At 68.9% G+C, this 15,578-nt stretch carries 13 protein-coding genes; 5 read left to right on the forward strand and 8 right to left on the reverse strand.

Annotated features, from left to right (window positions below):
- The first annotated feature begins 147 nt into the window (after nt 1–147).
- From QF037_RS20630 to QF037_RS20645, 4 genes are read left to right on the forward strand one after another with little or no spacing between them, the layout of a single operon-like run.
- Nucleotides 148–825 (forward strand): hypothetical protein, encoded by a 678-nt coding sequence (locus QF037_RS20630; protein WP_307027340.1) that lies wholly within the window; start codon nt 148–150, stop codon nt 823–825.
- A complete protein-coding gene (locus QF037_RS20635; RefSeq protein WP_307027342.1) occupies nt 816–1,901 on the forward strand; it encodes a hypothetical protein in 1,086 nt (361 codons plus the stop codon). The genes QF037_RS20630 and QF037_RS20635 overlap by 10 nt, the downstream gene beginning before the upstream one ends.
- 34 nt (nt 1,902–1,935) lie before the next feature.
- The gene (locus QF037_RS20640; RefSeq protein WP_307027344.1) at nt 1,936–2,115 is read left to right on the forward strand and encodes a hypothetical protein; all 180 of its coding nucleotides are present in this window, start codon (nt 1,936–1,938) and stop codon (nt 2,113–2,115) included.
- On the forward strand, nt 2,102–2,518 hold the full coding sequence (locus QF037_RS20645; RefSeq protein ID WP_307027346.1) for a hypothetical protein: 417 nt from the start codon (nt 2,102–2,104) through the stop codon (nt 2,516–2,518). Before QF037_RS20640 ends, QF037_RS20645 begins: the two co-directional genes overlap by 14 nt.
- 22 nt (nt 2,519–2,540) lie before the next feature.
- On the opposite strand, the gene QF037_RS20650 is transcribed toward QF037_RS20645, so the two are convergent.
- The 7 genes from QF037_RS20650 to QF037_RS20680 form a co-directional block, all read right to left on the reverse strand.
- Nucleotides 2,541–3,101 (reverse strand): hypothetical protein, encoded by a 561-nt coding sequence (locus tag QF037_RS20650; protein ID WP_307027348.1) that lies wholly within the window; start codon nt 3,099–3,101, stop codon nt 2,541–2,543.
- Between the two features lie 6 nt (nt 3,102–3,107).
- On the reverse strand, nt 3,108–3,719 hold the full coding sequence (locus tag QF037_RS20655) for a hypothetical protein (protein ID WP_307027350.1): 612 nt from the start codon (nt 3,717–3,719) through the stop codon (nt 3,108–3,110).
- On the reverse strand, nt 3,716–4,366 hold the full coding sequence (locus QF037_RS20660) for a hypothetical protein (RefSeq protein ID WP_307027352.1): 651 nt from the start codon (nt 4,364–4,366) through the stop codon (nt 3,716–3,718). The genes QF037_RS20655 and QF037_RS20660 overlap by 4 nt, the downstream gene beginning before the upstream one ends.
- 45 nt (nt 4,367–4,411) lie before the next feature.
- Nucleotides 4,412–5,806, reverse strand: coding sequence for a hypothetical protein (locus QF037_RS20665; protein ID WP_307027353.1), 1,395 nt, complete (start codon nt 5,804–5,806; stop codon nt 4,412–4,414).
- A 3-nt stretch (nt 5,807–5,809) separates the two neighbouring features.
- Nucleotides 5,810–6,124 (reverse strand): hypothetical protein, encoded by a 315-nt coding sequence (locus QF037_RS20670; RefSeq protein WP_046261397.1) that lies wholly within the window; start codon nt 6,122–6,124, stop codon nt 5,810–5,812.
- Between the two features lie 127 nt (nt 6,125–6,251).
- Nucleotides 6,252–6,551, reverse strand: a complete 300-nt coding sequence (locus tag QF037_RS20675) for a WXG100 family type VII secretion target (protein ID WP_095046767.1) — start codon at nt 6,549–6,551, stop codon at nt 6,252–6,254.
- Nucleotides 6,552–6,773: 222 nt separating this feature from the next.
- Complete coding sequence (locus QF037_RS20680) at nt 6,774–8,003, reverse strand: RNA-guided endonuclease InsQ/TnpB family protein (RefSeq protein ID WP_307027356.1); 1,230 nt, start codon at nt 8,001–8,003, stop codon at nt 6,774–6,776.
- 387 nt (nt 8,004–8,390) lie between these two features.
- Between QF037_RS20680 and QF037_RS20685 the strand changes: the two genes are divergently transcribed.
- Nucleotides 8,391–12,989: an FtsK/SpoIIIE domain-containing protein gene (locus QF037_RS20685; RefSeq protein WP_307027358.1), complete on the forward strand. Its 4,599-nt coding sequence runs from the start codon at nt 8,391–8,393 to the stop codon at nt 12,987–12,989.
- Between the two features lie 73 nt (nt 12,990–13,062).
- On the opposite strand, the gene QF037_RS20690 is transcribed toward QF037_RS20685, so the two are convergent.
- Nucleotides 13,063–15,402 carry a serine/threonine-protein kinase gene (locus tag QF037_RS20690; RefSeq protein WP_307027361.1) on the reverse strand — a complete coding sequence of 780 codons (2,340 nt, stop codon included), beginning with the start codon at nt 15,400–15,402 and terminating at the stop codon, nt 13,063–13,065.
- Between the last annotated feature and the right edge of the window lie 176 nt (nt 15,403–15,578).

Here is a 15,578-nt window from a genome sequence, read left to right on the forward strand (position 1 = left end):
AAGATCAGGACACAGGTCACATCCACAAGCGCCCCCATACGACCGGAATTGCCCCCCTTCACAGGCAAGTTCGCTGTGGCGAAACCCAGAACCCCACCGATACCGTCAGACCTCTTGCCTGAACTTATTTCTCACGGGGAGTTCACTGTGAAGCGCCGCTCTTTGCCCGTTGCTGCCGCGCTGGCGGCGACGGCGGCACTGCTGTTGACGGCCTGCGGTAGCGGGGACGACAACGCCAGCGACAACGACAAGATCGCCGGCGCCGACCAGGGATCGGAGTCACCGAAGGCCTCGGCGTCCGCCTCGGGAGCACCGGCGGAGGACAAGCCGGACGGCGTGGATGTGTCGCTGCCCAAGGACATGGATCTGACCATGGTCTTCGACTGGGACAAGCCGAAGGACAAGAACGAGGCGGAGGCGATGGAGGATGCAGCGAACTTCCTCCGCGCCATCTACCGGGGCATCGACGAACGCACAACCAAGGACGCAGCCGTCGTCACGTACTCCACAGGTGACGGGCTTCACTACGCGGAGACCCAGATCAACGCCTGGATCAAGGGCGGCTGGACGGCCACCGGCACGGAGCGCCACTACGACGTCAGCACGCGGTCCACCACGAACAGCCAGGCCGTGGAGGTGGCGTTCTGCGTGGACTCAAGCAAGTTCTACGGCAAAGAGATCAAGACGGGGAAGGTCCTGAAAACCGAGCCCAGTCTCGCGGACTTCGACTACTTCAAGATCATCATGTCCAAGGCGCCCACGGCCGACAGTTTGTGGCGAGCATCGAAGGTGTACGTCCAGACCAAGGCGGCGAAGTGCCAGTGAGCGGATCGCGACCCACGCGGCTCGGTACCGCGGCCCTGTTCCTGGCTCTCGGCATCCTCGTCCTCACGGAACCTGCCTACGCGGCAGGGCCGACAGGCAAGGACGAGGGCGCGTCCACAGAGCAGTCGGGCGGCGGCGACGGCAAAACCATCTACGCCGCCGCAAAGATCCAGTACTCCGGCTCCGTCGCCAAGGGCGGCGGCGCAGGCAACGTGACGTCCTCCGACGTCAACTGGACGCCCCCGCCCTGCTGGTACGCCCCCTACCTCGGCGCCAAGGACTTCAAGGCAAAGATGTCCAAGGACATCGAGAGCCAGATGAACACCCCCGGCATGGGCGGCCACGCGGGCGCGGCACTCGACGAACTGCAGCGCCACTACGAGGACGACTTCGGCTGGACCGACACCCCCGGTTACAAGGACTACAACGTCGACAAGGACGGCGAGGGGATGTTCTGGGCCGCGGTCGAGAACCCCGACGAGCCGGACATCCTCAAGCGGGGCTCGTGCAACGACATCCCGTTCTGGGTCGACAACGGCGAGGCCCCGCCGCCCCAGTACGAGGAGGCGATCACCCCGGAGATCCTCGCGGCCCTCGCGTACCAGCACATGGAGTTGCCCGACACCGAGGTCACCCTCGCACCCGAGGCCATCACCAAGGTGAACCTGCCGGCCTGGGCCTGGCTCGACAAGGCCGTCTTCGACGAGGTCCAGGCCACGGCGGCCCTCAACGTCCCCGGCTTCAACATCCAGGCCACGACCACCGCGAAGCCGGTGTCCCTGAAGCTGAAGCCGGGCACCAAGGACGCCCAGACCTACCCGGCCTCCGGTGAGTGCACCATCAACGCCGACGGTTCCATCGGCGAGCCCTACGCCAAGGGCAAGGCCGACGAGACCCCGCCCTGCGGCCTCAAGTACCTCCGCTCCTCCGGCGACGGCACCTACAAGCTCCGCGCGACCATCACCTGGGAAATAGCCTGGACCGGCACGGGCGGCGCCGGCGGCGACCTCCCCAACGGCACGTTCGGCAACGAACAGGCCGTCACCGTCCAGGAGATCCAGGCCGTCAACCGCTGATCACGGAACCGCCACACGCCGGGGAGGGGCCTGAGTGTCCGACTCAGACCTTACGGTCGACTACGAATTTCTCGCCGAGTCCGAGAAAAAGCTCAGTCAACTCAAGAAGACGTTCGAGGACATCGAGAACCGTCGCGACGATATGCGCGAGCATTGGGGTTCCGGAAAAATTCCTCGGCTTCGCGGCGATCATCGCCCTGTTGGCCGTCCTTGACCGGCTCTGGGGCGACGGCACATGGCAGTGGGCGGCCAAGTCCTGGCCTGGCGGCGCGTACGGCTTCGCGGCCTGCGTCGGCGTGGCCGGGCCGTGCGTACTCGGCCTGTCGCTGTTCTGTCTGGGCCGGATGCGGTGGAGGTCCTGGCGGGAGCATCCGGGGAGCACTGTGCTCAGCACCGGGGCGGCAATCGTCTGCCTGGCTGCGCTCGTGCCCTACGTGGCCCTCGTCTTCAACGCCCAGGACACCGGGAAGTGGGGCAAGGGGCGTGACACACCGCCCAGTTGGGTGTTCCGGAACTTTCCCTGGCTCTGGTCCGTCGGTCTGCTCGGCACCGTCGCCGCGCTGGCAGCAATCGCCTGCGCCCTGGTCATGTACAACCGCCGACAGCGAACGCCGTAGGTCGTCTCCTCGCGCGGCCCCGCTATCCCCGCCGCGCCGCCCGGCTCTTCCCCTTCCCCTTCTTACGCAGCTTCCGCAGCCGCTCCCGCTCACGAGCCTGGCGCCGCTCGGCGCGCACGCTGCCGACCCGATACACCGCGTAGCCCACAAGCGCCGCAGTGCCCAGGCAGGTGACGAGCGCGCTGCCCGTCCCCGGGATGTACTCGCAACCGTCACGGTACGAAGGACAGTTCCTGCCGGGCAGGGAAGCGATGATGTACAGCACCGGGCCGAATGCCGCGCCGACGCACACCATGAGGCCGGCCATGCGTCCCGCACGCGCCGGCAGCGACTCACCTCGGGGTCGCTCCAAGAACCGCCGCCAGGCACCGAGTGAGCCGAAGACCACGAGCAGGCCGCAAGCCACGCCGAATCCCCATGCTCCGCCGGGCCAGTTGAGCACTGTCGGAGCCGAGGTCCGTACGAACCACTTCCAAGCGCCCATGGTCACGGCGAACACGAATCCGAGGGCGACCAGGGTCAGCGCCACTCCGGCGAACATGAACCCGTCCCGGACACGGAACTCCGCCTCCGGCTCACTCATCCCCGGTCACTTCCAGTGCAGTGTCCCCGCGACCGTGTCGAACAGTTCCACCATCTGGTCGGCGAGCTGATCGATGGGCGTGGAGAAGTTCAGCAGCAGCCAGCGTGTGGTGGTCGGGATCGGCACGTAGTACGTGAGGGTGGTGGTCGGCAGGGTGTTGCCCAACTGGCGTGCGGGGTCGGCTATTTCGCGGCGGCGTTGGCGTACCGCCTTGCCGGCGACGGCCAGGTCCACCACGCCGATCTCGCCGTTGTTCCCGCGGCTCCGGTCGGCCAGGTGCTCGGCCAGTGCCTCGGCGTCCGAGGTCTCGGGCCACTCGTCGGGGCCCGGGACGCTGATGAGCAGCGAGGACGCGAGGGGGACGGGGCCGACGGCCATGGTGGAGAGGTAGAGCTCCGTGCCGCCGACCTGGTAGGCGTCCTTCGCCTTGCGCTGAAGGTCCTGCATGAACTGCTTCTTCAGCAGCGGGGCGTTGTCCTGGCCGCGGAACGTCAGCTCGGCGAGGGCGATGATGCTCCGGTCGCGCTCCTCCGGGTCGAGGGAGAGCTGGAACCAGCCGTCCGGGACGACGACGTTGTAGTCCGTGGGTGCCGAGGAGAACTGGTCGGCCGTTCTCATGCCGTACTCCCCTCGGTGGGGCTCGTCGGCAGCGGGGTGATCCGCATCGTGCGGACCGCCTCGTCGGCCAGCTCGGCGATCTGCTCGGTGACGGCGATCTTCTCCCAGGTCACCGTGACGACGATGAGGCTCTGCATGTCGGGCGGGAAGACGGCGTACTTGATGAATTCGGTCAGCTTCCGGCCGAAGCCGAGCATGCGCTTGGCCTGGAGCACGGCCTGGATGCGTACGGCGGGTCCGGCGGCCAGTTCGAGATGGGTGATCTCGGGGGTGCCCGTGACCTGTGCGTTTCCCCACTCCAGAAGCAGCGGGATGACCTCGTCCGCGCCGGGACGCGGCACGCCCTCGTCGCCGTAGGAGTCGACCATGAGGTTGGCCAGGGCCTCGCCCGCCTCGGAGTAGTACGCCGCCGCGAGGGTGGGCACGTCGTCGTTGAGGTCGACGGCACGCTCGACCATGTCGTCGAAGACCGCGCTCTTCTCGATCTCCAGACCGAGCGGGTTGAGCCGGTTCACGACCTCCGTGGCCAGCGCCTTGGCCTCGGCCTTGGTGCCTTCGCGCAGCGTCAGGTCGATCCAGCCCGGCTGGAACTCAAAGGTGCATTCGAAAGTCTCGTCCAGCGGGGCCGGATCGTCCGGTGCGGTCATGCTCGGTCCTTTCGTGCGGGTATGGACGCTCCATCGAGCACGGGATCAGCCACCGATACCGACCATCTTCTGGAGGTTTCCGTCCAGGCTCAGCCCGCCCAGGGTAATACCGGCCCCGACGACGGACAGACGGCTGGCCGACTTGGAGATCTGGTTGATGGCGTTGGCATCGAATTGGCTACCCAGGGCCGCGGTTCCCATTTTGATCGATTTCAGGTCGGACGCGACACCGGGATCGGCCATGGAGAATGACTTGGGGAGTCCCTTGAGCGCGCTTCCCCCACCACGCAGACCCAATTCATTCTTGGCCGCGGCCCAGTTTCCACCGCCGGGCTTCAGCGTCTTCAGGTTCTTCGCCCACGCGGCCTTCGAGAAAGGCTCCGTGAAGGGCTCCTTGAGCGACTTCAGGATGTCGCCCTTTCCGAGCTTCAAGTCCTTTCCGGCGGCCCGCCGCAGATTCTTGTTGGCCCGGCTGACCTGACGTGCGGTGCGCGCGACTCCGGCCTTGCCGAGCCTTCCCAGGGTCCCCTTCGCGAACTTGCCCGCGATCTTGGAGAAGCCCTTTCCGACACCCATCATCAGGAATCCGAGGGCCGCCATTCCGACATCCATCCAGTCGGCGTTGCCCTGGGCGACCTGGACGAGCGTGGCGATGAAGTTGATGAGGGTCGCGATCATGGCGATGGCGCCCAGCACACCGGCCAGGGCCTGCCCGATCACCGGGATCCAGCCGACGATCAGCGAGAGGATTCCACATACCGTGGCGACCCACGAGGTGATCTCCGCGATGCTGTCGGTCAGGGTCTCCCAGAACCCGTCCTTCAGGGAGTCGTGGTTGATGACCGCGTCCAGGGACTCACGTGCGCGCTTGGCGGCGGCGTCACGGATCCTCTTGGCCTCGTTGATCTTCTCCCGTGCGGCCTCGATCTCGTCACCGGCCGCTTTGCGCTTCGCCTCCAGGTCCTTGCGGTCCTTGTCGACGTCCTCTTTCTTGCGGTCCTTGCCGGACAGACCGTCGATGCTCTTCTGCGACGCGCTCTTGCGTTCGTCGGCTTCCTTCGCGTCCTTGAGGGCGGCGTCGGCGATCTCCTGGGCGCGGTTGAGGTCGGAGGCGTAGTTCTTCGGGCTGGCGGTCACCTTGTCCTGGTATCCACCGCCCACTTCGTCGACCCGGCTGCCGATCGCCGTGGCGGCGGTGTCGTACCTCTTGAAAACCGCCTCGAGCTTCTTGACGTTCCCCGAGGCCTTTTCGCGGAATTCCTTGCCGGCTTTGCTGTCCCAGGCGTCGACCTCGGCGACGGCCTTCAGATTGCGGATCTGCCGTTCGACCTCGTCGGCCGTCTTGCGCAGGGTCTTGCCCAGGGAGGCCATGCGGTCGGCGTCTCCGGGTATGGGGTCACTGTCCGCGACCGGGTGCCAGTCGCGTGGGCGTCCAGCCATCGGTCAGTTCCCCTTCTTCGGATCCTGGGCATCACGAAGTGCCTGGGCCAACTGATGGTCGATGTCCTCGTACGCCTGCCCCGCGGCCTTGGCTATCTGGGCCAGCACGTCGATCTCCTCCGTCAGCCTCTTGCGGCTGAGCTTCCAGTTGTCGGCGAAGTCCCCGAACTTGTCGGCGAGATCGCCGTTCCCGAAGTCGTCCTCGTACTTGCCGCCCAGATCCTCCAGGCCGTCGAACGCCTTCTTGATGTTGCCGAGCCCTTTGCCCATTTCCTTGATCACTTCAAGGTCGAGCCGCTGATCGCTCTCGCCCGCCACGGCGCCCCCATCATGTCGATCCGCCGGCCCGAGCCGGCACCCCGTTGAAAACTGCCCGGCGACAGACAGCCCGGTGCGACAGGACGTTCATGTCCCGTCGCACCGGGGTGTGCCGCCTGTGGCGGGTTCAGCCCTTGGCGCTCTTCGCCAGCTGGTCGTCCAGGTCCTCGTACGCCTTCTTCGCGTTGGTGAGGAACTTGGACAGACCCTCCAGACCCTTGACGGTCTTCGCCGCGCCCTTGGTGAAGTCCTTGATGGACTCGTCGTAGGCGCCGGAGGCCTTCGTGGTGGTGAAGCCGTTGGCGACGAGCTCCTCGACACCCTTTTCGATGGACTTCAACATGTCTTCCATGTCGCCCATCGCCTTGATGAGGTCGTTGGCCTTCTTCTCCATCTCGGAATAAGTAAGGTCTGTGTCCTTGGCCATGACGGCTCTCCCTCCCGTTGCGGTCGCCGCAGGGCCATCCCCGTGGCTTGACTGATGCGATCGGGCCGGACATCACCGGCCGTCCGCATGAGCAAAGATCTTACGGGTGGGGCTGTTGGGATGACAGGGACGTCCGGCAACAGAAGCGTGAACCACTGCACATCCCGGGAGCGTCCCAGTCCTTTGAGTCCTCCCCCTCGGTGAACGAGGGGGATTCCTGGCTCAGGCTGCCTGGCGGGACAGCGTCCCGTCAGGTCTTGCGCCCTCAGCACCAGCCGGGTTGAGACCAGCCCGGGCCAGCATCACGCGGGCGGAGTTCTTGTCTCTGGGCGAGACGGTTCCGCACGCGGCGCAGGCGTAGGTTCGTTCGGACAGCGGTAGTGCGTGCTTGGTTCTCGCTCCGCACTGCGCGCAGTCCATCGTGGTGTGCGCGGGATGGACCAGGTGCACGATCCTGCCGTGCTTGCGGGCCATCTCCAACAGGGCCTTCTTGGTGGCCCCGATGGCGGCATCGGCGGCCTTCCTCGCCATGGTCGACTTCGCGAGGAACTTCGGGCGGAAGTCCTCCACGGCGATGGCGTCATGGTCGCGTACGACCTTCTTGGCCCACTTGCGGCCGGTGTCCTGCCGCTGCCGGGCGATCTTCTGGTACGTCTTCGCCCGCAGGTTCTTCGCCTCGCGGTAGCCCTCGGAGGCCGCCTGTCCCTTGGCGGGTTTACGGCGGGCCATCATGCGGTCGTACCGCGACAGCTTCGCCTGGGCCTTCGTCCCGTGCCGGGCATGCGGGAGGTCGTGGGCGTCGGATGTCGTGGTCGCGGTCTCCCTGACGCCCCAGTCCACGCCGAGCGCACGGCCGGTTGCGGGCAGCGGCTGGACTTCGGCGGGCACGACGAACGAGGCGTACCAGTGCCCGAGGCTGTCGCGGTACACGCGCACCGAGGACGGTTCGACGGGAAGACCCCGCGACCACACGACCGTCAGGGCGATGTTCCCGGCAAGGTGCAGACGGCCGTCCTTCAGCCGGAAGCCGCGCTTGGTGTAGTTCAGGCTCGGTTCGGCCTCACGCTTCTTCTTGTACTTCGGCATCCCGGCCCGGCGCTGCTGCGGCAGACGTTCGCGGATGTCCTTCTGCGCCTTCGCGCGGGACGTGCCGAAGTCGCGGATGATCTGCTGCTGGGGAACCGATGAGCCCTCACGCAGCCACAGCGTCTTCGCGCGGGCTTCGGTCAGCATCGTGTCGAGCCGGGCCGGACCGCACGTCGCCTTGTCCGTGTCTTCGGGGCGGTTCTTGTTCCACAGGTGGGTCTGCTTGGACTTGGCGACGGACTCGTTCCAGATCCACCGGCACCGGTCCCACTCCGCCAGCAGCGCACGCTCGGCGGTCGACGACACGCGTAGCCGGAACGTCCACCGGGCATACCCGGCGTCCCCGCCCTCCTTCACCACCAACACGACATCCCCCTCCCACGCCCCGCCCGATCGCCCCAGCTTCCACGAAGAGACCGTACGTGCGACATGCGCACACCCGTACCCCCCACTACGGCGAAGCCACCCCCACCAGCGAACACGGGTACACCCGTTCGCTTTCCGTCTCCGTCAGCGGCTTTGCGGGCGCTCCGCGCCCCACGAGACCGGACACGGCGACGCTCCGCGTCGCCTGTCACCGGATGCGATTCCGCCCCGACGTGAACGCGGGGCATCCTCGCAAGAATGAGGTGAAGCCCGTGTGCAGCCCGTTGCGCAGGGGAAAGGAGCGCCGGTTAAGGTCACTCCCACTGTGTTCACTCACCTTGTGTTCAGCGTTGCGGGGGCGGCCTCAGCCCAGCGAGGAGGACGAACGTGCGCCTGAGTCTGACCGTCGTCGACCCGATCGGCGGGGCCAGCGCCGACGTGGTGCTCGACGCCGATCCGGAGTCGTCGGTCGGCGACATCACCCGGGAGCTGGCGCGGCACGTCGGTCTCGACGGCGGCGCGCAGATCATCCCCATCGGAGGACACGTCGGCGGGCAGGCGAACCCCGGGGGCGCACCGCAGGCCTACGTCGACGGCTACCCCCTCGACCCCGCCGCGAACATCGTCGGTTCGGCGCTGCGCGAGGGTGCCGTCGTCAGCCTGCACGACCCGGCCGGCTGTCTGCTCGGTGAGCCGACGGGGATCGTCGAGTTCCGGGTGGCCGGCGGCCCCGCCGCGGGCGCCGTGCACCGGCTCGGCGTGGGGCGGTACGACATCGGCAGCGGTCCGGCCGCGCCCCTGCGGATCGAGGATCCCGAACTCGCCGCGCGCGCGGCCACCTTGTCCATCGCCATCGACGGCACGTGCGATGTCACCCTGCACGGCGTCGACAAGAAGGACACGTCCAAGAAGAAGGACGAAGACGACGGCGACCGTCCCCGTCTGGACGGTGAGGACTTCGACGGCGGCTCCTGGCCGCTGGGGTCCCAACTCGCCCTCGGCAACACCCTGTTGGAGATCGACGGCTACAGCCCGCCGAACGCGGCCCTGAAGTGGTCGGAGGACGGCGCCGGGCTCGACTACAACCGGCCTCCGCGGCTGCGCCCGGCGGAGCGCAAGACACAGTTCCGGCTGCCCTCTCCCCCCAGGGAGTACGAGGCACGGCCGCTGCCCTGGCTGATGGCGCTGTTCCCGCTGGTCGGTGCCGTGGTCTCGGTCATGATCTTCGGCCGCTGGTACTACATGATCATGGCGCTGATGAGCCCCCTGATGCTCTTCGGCAACTACTTCATGGACAAGAAGCACGGGCGCAAGTCCCATGCGAAGCAGGTCAAGGAGTACAAGGAGACCAAGGAGCGGATCGAGAAGGACGCCGAGGACGCGCTGCGTCTGGAGCGGCTCGACCGGCGCAGGGCCATCCCCGACCCGGCCGCCGTCCTCGCCTTCGGCACCGGGCCCCGTACCCGGCTGTGGGAGCGGCGGCGTACCGACGCCGACCACCTGCTCCTGCGCGTGGGCACCGGCCGGGTCCGCTCCGAGGTCGTCCTCGACGACCCCGAGCAGGACGAGCACAAGCGTCAGGTCACCTGGAAGATCCAGGACTCTCCCGTCGCCCTTCCGCTGCGGGACCTCGGGGTCGTCGGTATCGCCGGTCCCGGTGACTCCGCCCAGGCGCTCGGGCGGTGGGCCGTCGCCCAGACCGCCGTGCTGCACAGCCCGATGGACGTGCAGTTCTATGTGCTCACCGAGAACGAGGCGCACCCGCGCTGGGACTGGGTGCGCTGGCTGCCGCACGCCCGCCCGGCGAGCGGCCAGGACGTCAACGTCCTGATCGGGACGGACGCCGAGACCGTCGGCGCGCGCGTCGGCGAGCTGACCCAGCTGCTCGACGCCCGGCAGAAGGCCCTCAAGGAGAACAACAACAGCGGCGGCGGTCCCGCGTTCTCCGACCCCGACATCGTCGTCGTATGGGACGGGTCGCGGCGGCTGCGGTCGATGCCGGGTGTCGTACGGCTGCTGCGGGAGGGCCCGGCCGTGGCCATCTACGCGATCTGTCTGGACGAGGAGGAGCGGTTCCTGCCCGGCGAGTGCCAGGCGTACGTCGTCGCCGAACCGCGGCGCCTCGAGGAGACCGCCGCCGCGTCGGCGATGGGCGTGCCGCAGACCGCGGCCGGCGGCTTCCCCTCCTTCCAGGCCTGGCACCAGGGCGCCCGGCAGGACCGGCAGGACACCGAGCAGGCCCTCGAACTGCGGCTGCGGGTCGAGCAGACCGGCTCCCGCCGCAGGACCGACGTCCGGCCCGACTTCGTCTCCGCCGCCTGGTGCGCACGGCTGTCCCGGTCGCTGTCGCCGCTGCGGGACATCAGCGGCGAGACCGAGGACTCCGCGCTCCCGTCCTCCAGCCGGCTCCTCGACGTGCTCCAGCTGGAACCGCCGACGCGCGACGACATCGCCGCGCGCTGGCGCATGGGCGGGCAGTCCACCATGGCGGTCATCGGCGAGTCCTACGACGGTCCCTTCGGCATCGACCTGCGGCGCGACGGCCCGCATGGACTCATCGCCGGTACGACCGGTTCGGGTAAGTCGGAGCTGTTGCAGACCATCGTGGCCGCGCTCGCCGTCGCCAACACCCCCGAGAACATGACGTTCGTCCTCGTCGACTACAAGGGCGGATCCGCGTTCAAGGACTGCGTCAAGCTCCCGCACACCGTCGGCATGGTCACCGACCTCGACGCCCACCTCGTCGAGCGCGCCCTGGAGTCGCTGGGCGCGGAGCTGAAGCGACGCGAGCACATCCTCGCCGCCGCCGACGCCAAGGACATCGAGGACTACCAGGACCTGGTGCGCCGGGACCCGTCCCACGCGCATGTGCCCCGCCTGCTCATCGTCATCGACGAGTTCGCGTCCATGGTCCGTGACCTGCCCGACTTCGTCACCGGCCTGGTCAACATCGCCCAGCGAGGCCGTTCCCTCGGCATCCACCTCCTGCTGGCCACCCAGCGGCCCAGCGGTGTCGTGTCGCCCGAGATCCGCGCCAACACCAACCTGCGGATCGCGCTGCGCGTGACCGACGCCGGTGAGTCGACCGACGTCATCGACGCGCCCGACGCCGGTCACATCGCCAAGAGCACCCCCGGTCGCGCGTACGTCCGGCTCGGTCACGCCTCCCTCGTCCCCTTCCAGTCGGGCCGTGTCGGTGGCCGCCGACCGGGTGCCGCCGATCCCGCCGCGCTCGCGCCGTGGGCCGGTCAGCTGGCCTGGCAGGATCTGGGCCGGGCCGGGCTCAGCAAGCCCAAGTCCGAGGCCCGCGAGGACGACGAGATCACCGACCTCAAGGTGCTGGTGGACGCTGTACGGGAGGCCAATCAGGCGCTGGGCATTCCGGCCCAGCACTCCCCGTGGCTGCCCGCCCTGGACGAGACGCTGCTGCTGGACGAGATTCCCGCGGTGCAGGGCCGGGGGTCGCTGCCGGCGGCGCCGTACGGCATCGAGGACCTGCCGTCCGACCAGGCCCGCCGCCCGGTCGTCGTCGACTTCTCCACCTTCGGGCACCTGCTCGTCGCCGGCGCCCCGCGCAGCGGCCGCTCGCAGGTGCTGCGGACGATCGCCGGTTCCCTGGCCCGTACGCTGTCCAGCGCCGATGTCCATCTGTACGGCATCGACTGCGGCAACGGCGCCCTGAACGCGCTGACCAGCCTGCCGCACTGCGGTGCGGTGGTCAGCCGTAACCAGCAGGAGCGCGTCATCCGGCTCTTCAGCCGGCTGACCGGTGAACTCAACCGACGCCAGGAGCTGTTGGCGGAGAAGGGTTACGCCGACATCGGCGAGCAGCGTTCCTTCGCCGCCGAGGACGAGCGGCTGCCGCACATCGTGGTGCTGCTCGACCGCTGGGAGGGCTGGCTGCCCACCCTCGGCGAGTACAACCACGGTGACCTCACCGACCAGGTGATGGCGCTGATGCGGGAGGGCGCGAGCGTCGGCCTGCATCTGGTGATCACCGGCGACCGCCAGCTGCTGACGGGGCGGATCTCCTCGCTGACCGAGGACAAGTACGGTCTGCGTCTGGCGGACCGCGGTGACTTCTCGATGCTGGACATCAACGCCCGCAAGATCCCCGAGGAGATCCCGCCCGGCCGCGGGTACGCCAGCGAGACGGCCACGGAGACCCAGTTCGCGCTGCTGGCCGAGGACACCACCGGTCAGGGCCAGGCCGCGGCGCTCGTCGCGATCGGCGAGGCCGCGGCCGCGCGGGACGCCGAACTGCCGCGCTCGCGCCGCCCGTTCCGGGTGGACGTGCTGCCCAGCCGGATCTCCTTCGCCGACGCCTGGGCGATGCGCGACCAGGCGACGAGCGCCTCGCCGCTCTGGTCCCTGGTGGGTGTCGGCGGCGACGAGCTGACGGCCTTCGGCCCCGATCTCTCCCAGGGCGTCCCGGCGTTCGTGATCGGCGGCCCCGCGAAGTCCGGACGCAGCACGGTGCTGTTGAACATCGCGCGGTCCTATCTCGCCCAGGGTGTACGGCTGATCCTCGCCGCCCCGCGTCCGTCCCCGCTGCGTGAACTGGAGGGGCAGGAAGGTGTCCTGAAGGTCTTCACGGGCCGGGACATCGACGAGGACGAGATGGAGGAACTCATCGGCTCGGCCAGCCCCGGGCAGCCGATCGTCACCCTCGTCGACGACGCGGAGGTGCACGACGACTGCGACGCCGAGGACATCTTCAAGCGCATCGTGGAGCGCGGCGTCGAGGAGGGCCTCGCCGTCGTCATCGCCGGTGACGAGGAGGAGATCTGTGACGGCTTCTCCGGCTGGCAGGTCGACATGAAGAAGGCCCGCCGCGGCATCCTGCTGTCCCCGCAGGACAGTTCGGCGGGCGAGCTGATCGGCATCCGCACGAACCGCAGCATGGTCGGCGGCCAGATCACCCCGGGCAAGGGCATGCTGCACCTGGGCACCGGGGAGCACATGACCGTCACGACGCCGATGTAGAGGTAGCGGACCGGAAATCGGAACGCGAACAGGGCCGCGGAATGCATTCCCATCCCGCGGCCCTTTCGGTTTCTCAGACTGCCGCCAGCGCGTAGAACTCCGGCCCGTTCGACACCAGCAGCCGGTTGCCGGCGAGGGCGACCTGCCACGGCTCGCCCCAGTTGTCGCTGTCGGTGTAGGTCCAGCGGAGCTTGCCGGTCCTGGCCTGGAGGGCGACGAGCCCGCCGTCCAGGGAACCGGCGGCCCCGTACAGGGAGTTGCCGGTCTTCGCGAACATCTCCGGGCCCGAGATCTCCAGTTCGTCGCAGAGCCAGATCCGCTTGCGCGTCCTGACGTCGACCGCCCAGACGCCACCGTCGTAGTCGCTGACGTAGAGCACCCCGTCGATGACGGTCGGGTTCTTGAAACCGCGGCGGCCGTTGGGCGACAGCGTCCAGCTCACCTCGCCGGTGTCCGCGTCGACGGCCCTCAGCGTCGCGCCCGGCAGGAAGACCAGACCGTTCGCGATGGTGGGCCGCCGGCTCCAGTCGTCGCCGATCTTCTTGGTCCACAGCTGAGCTCCCGTGGCGGTGGACCGCACGGTGAGGTTGTGGTTGGAGTCGGCGTAGACCAGGTACTTGCCCAGGACGGAGCCCTGGACGTCGTAGTCCTTGGTGCCCCAGTCCCGTTTCTGCAGCCACACCTTCGTACCGGTGGTGTGGTTGATGGCTGCGATGGCGGTGCGGTACTTGGTGGCGCTCCGGGAGTCGCTGTAGTCGGTGGCCGTGACGTAGACGTTCTTGTCGTCGATGGCGATGGTGTCCTCGACGGTGATCTTCTTGCCGAGCCGGCTGCGCCAGGCCTCGTCGCCGGTCTTCACGTCGTAGGCGACGAGTACGCCGTCGTAGTCGCCGTCGGCCAGGAACACCTTGCCGCCGTGGAAGAGGAGCGGGGCGCCCGGGCGGCAGATGCCGGGCTTGGTCCAACGGGCCTTGCCGGTCTTCACGTCGTACGCCACGAGCGGATCACCGCTGACCAGCAGCAGCCCGTCATGGGTGAGCAGCGGTACGGCCGAGGACGTGCTGTCCTCGGCGACCTTCTTGCGCCACAGCGGCTGCGGTGCCACTCCGGCCGGCGGAGTCGTGAAGCTCTCCTCGACGGGCTGCGCGGACCCGCCCCCGCCCGCCGCGTCCGTCCCGGTGCCGGAGGTCTCCCCGGCCGAGCCCAGCCACCACGCGGCACCGCCACCGACCGCGACGACGGCTGCCGCCCCGCCGAGCGCGAGGGTGAGGGCGCGGCGGCGGGACGGAGAAGAGGAGGCGGAGGGGGCGGCCGGGGCGGCGCCCAGCGGTACCGTGCCCGGCTGCGGGCCGGGCGGATATCCGTAGCCCGGCGCGGGTGTGCCGCCGGGAGGAGTCCCGTAGCCGGGCGCGGGTGTGCCGCCGGCAGGAGTGCCGTAGCCGGGCGCGGCCGGGTATCCGTAGCCCGGCGTGGGCGAACCCGCCGTCGCCGGCGCCGGGCCGAACCCGGCCGCGGCCGGCGCCTCGAGGTCCAGGATCCCCGCCGCGTGCGTGGCGATCGTCGAGGCCACCGAGGACGGGAGCCAGTCGCTGAGTACGCCCTCGACGCCCTGCGGAGCGAGCGCCGCCACGATCTCGGCGGGGGCCGGCCGCTGCGCCGGATCCTTCTGCAGACAGGCGCGGATCAGGCCGAGCAGGGACGGCGGTACGTCCCTGAGGTCCGGCTCGCCATGGACGACCTGGTAGAGCAGTGCCGCGTGCGAGACGGCACCGTCGCCGAAAGCCCCGCGGCCGGTCGCCGCGAAGGCCAGTACCGCGCCCAGCGAGAAGATGTCGCCCGCGGGCCCCACGTCCTTGCCGAGCGCCTGCTCCGGCGGCATGTATCCGGGAGAGCCGACCACGACTCCCGTCTGCGTCATACGGCTTCCGTCCACCGCACGCGCGATGCCGAAGTCGATGACGCGCGGGCCGTCGGCCGCGAGCAGGACGTTCGAGGGCTTGAGGTCGCGGTGGATCAGACCCGCCGCGTGGATCTCCTGAAGGGCCGCGGCGAGCCCCGCGGCCAGCGCGCGCACGGTCCGCGCGGGCAGCGCTCCGTGCGCGGCGACCACGTCCGTGAGGTCCGGGCCGAGCACGTACGACGTCGCCAGCCACGGCAGTGGCGCCTCGGGGTCGGCGTCCACGACGGGAGCGGTGTAGCGGCCGGAGACGGCCTTCGCTATCTCGACCTCATGGCGGAACCGGCTCCGGAAGTCGGCGTCCGCCGCCAGATCCGGGCGGACGACCTTCACGGCGACGGTACGGCCACCGGGCGAACGGGCGAGGTAGACCCGCCCCATGCCACCGGCCCCGAGCCGCCGCAGCATGCGGTAACTCCCCAGCTCCCGCGGGTCGTCCGGCTGCAGTGTCTCCATGGTGGGCCTTCCCCGTCGTACCGCGTGCGAGTGGGCGATGGTGTTCGCTATCGCAGACACAGTAGTAATGGCCGGTACGGGTGAGGGTGACGGGGCGGGGGTGGGGAACGCCCGAGGGCAGTGGAAAACGGACGGGCCCCGGCATCACGCCGGGGCCCGTCCTCACGCAACCCGCG

The sequence above is a fragment of the Streptomyces canus genome (assembly GCF_030815415.1).
Lineage (GTDB): Bacteria > Actinomycetota > Actinomycetes > Streptomycetales > Streptomycetaceae > Streptomyces > Streptomyces canus_F.

Coding starts and splice junctions, on each gene's coding strand:
- QF037_RS20650 (WP_307027348.1), bottom strand. CDS start 3,101: ATGAGTGAGCCGGAGGCGGAGTTCCGTGTCCGGGACGGGTTCATGTTC.
- QF037_RS20655 (WP_307027350.1), bottom strand. CDS start 3,719: ATGAGAACGGCCGACCAGTTCTCCTCGGCACCCACGGACTACAACGTC.
- QF037_RS20660 (WP_307027352.1), bottom strand. CDS start 4,366: ATGACCGCACCGGACGATCCGGCCCCGCTGGACGAGACTTTCGAATGC.
- QF037_RS20665 (WP_307027353.1), bottom strand. CDS start 5,806: ATGGCTGGACGCCCACGCGACTGGCACCCGGTCGCGGACAGTGACCCC.
- QF037_RS20675 (WP_095046767.1), bottom strand. CDS start 6,551: ATGGCCAAGGACACAGACCTTACTTATTCCGAGATGGAGAAGAAGGCC.
- QF037_RS20690 (WP_307027361.1), bottom strand. CDS start 15,402: ATGGAGACACTGCAGCCGGACGACCCGCGGGAGCTGGGGAGTTACCGC.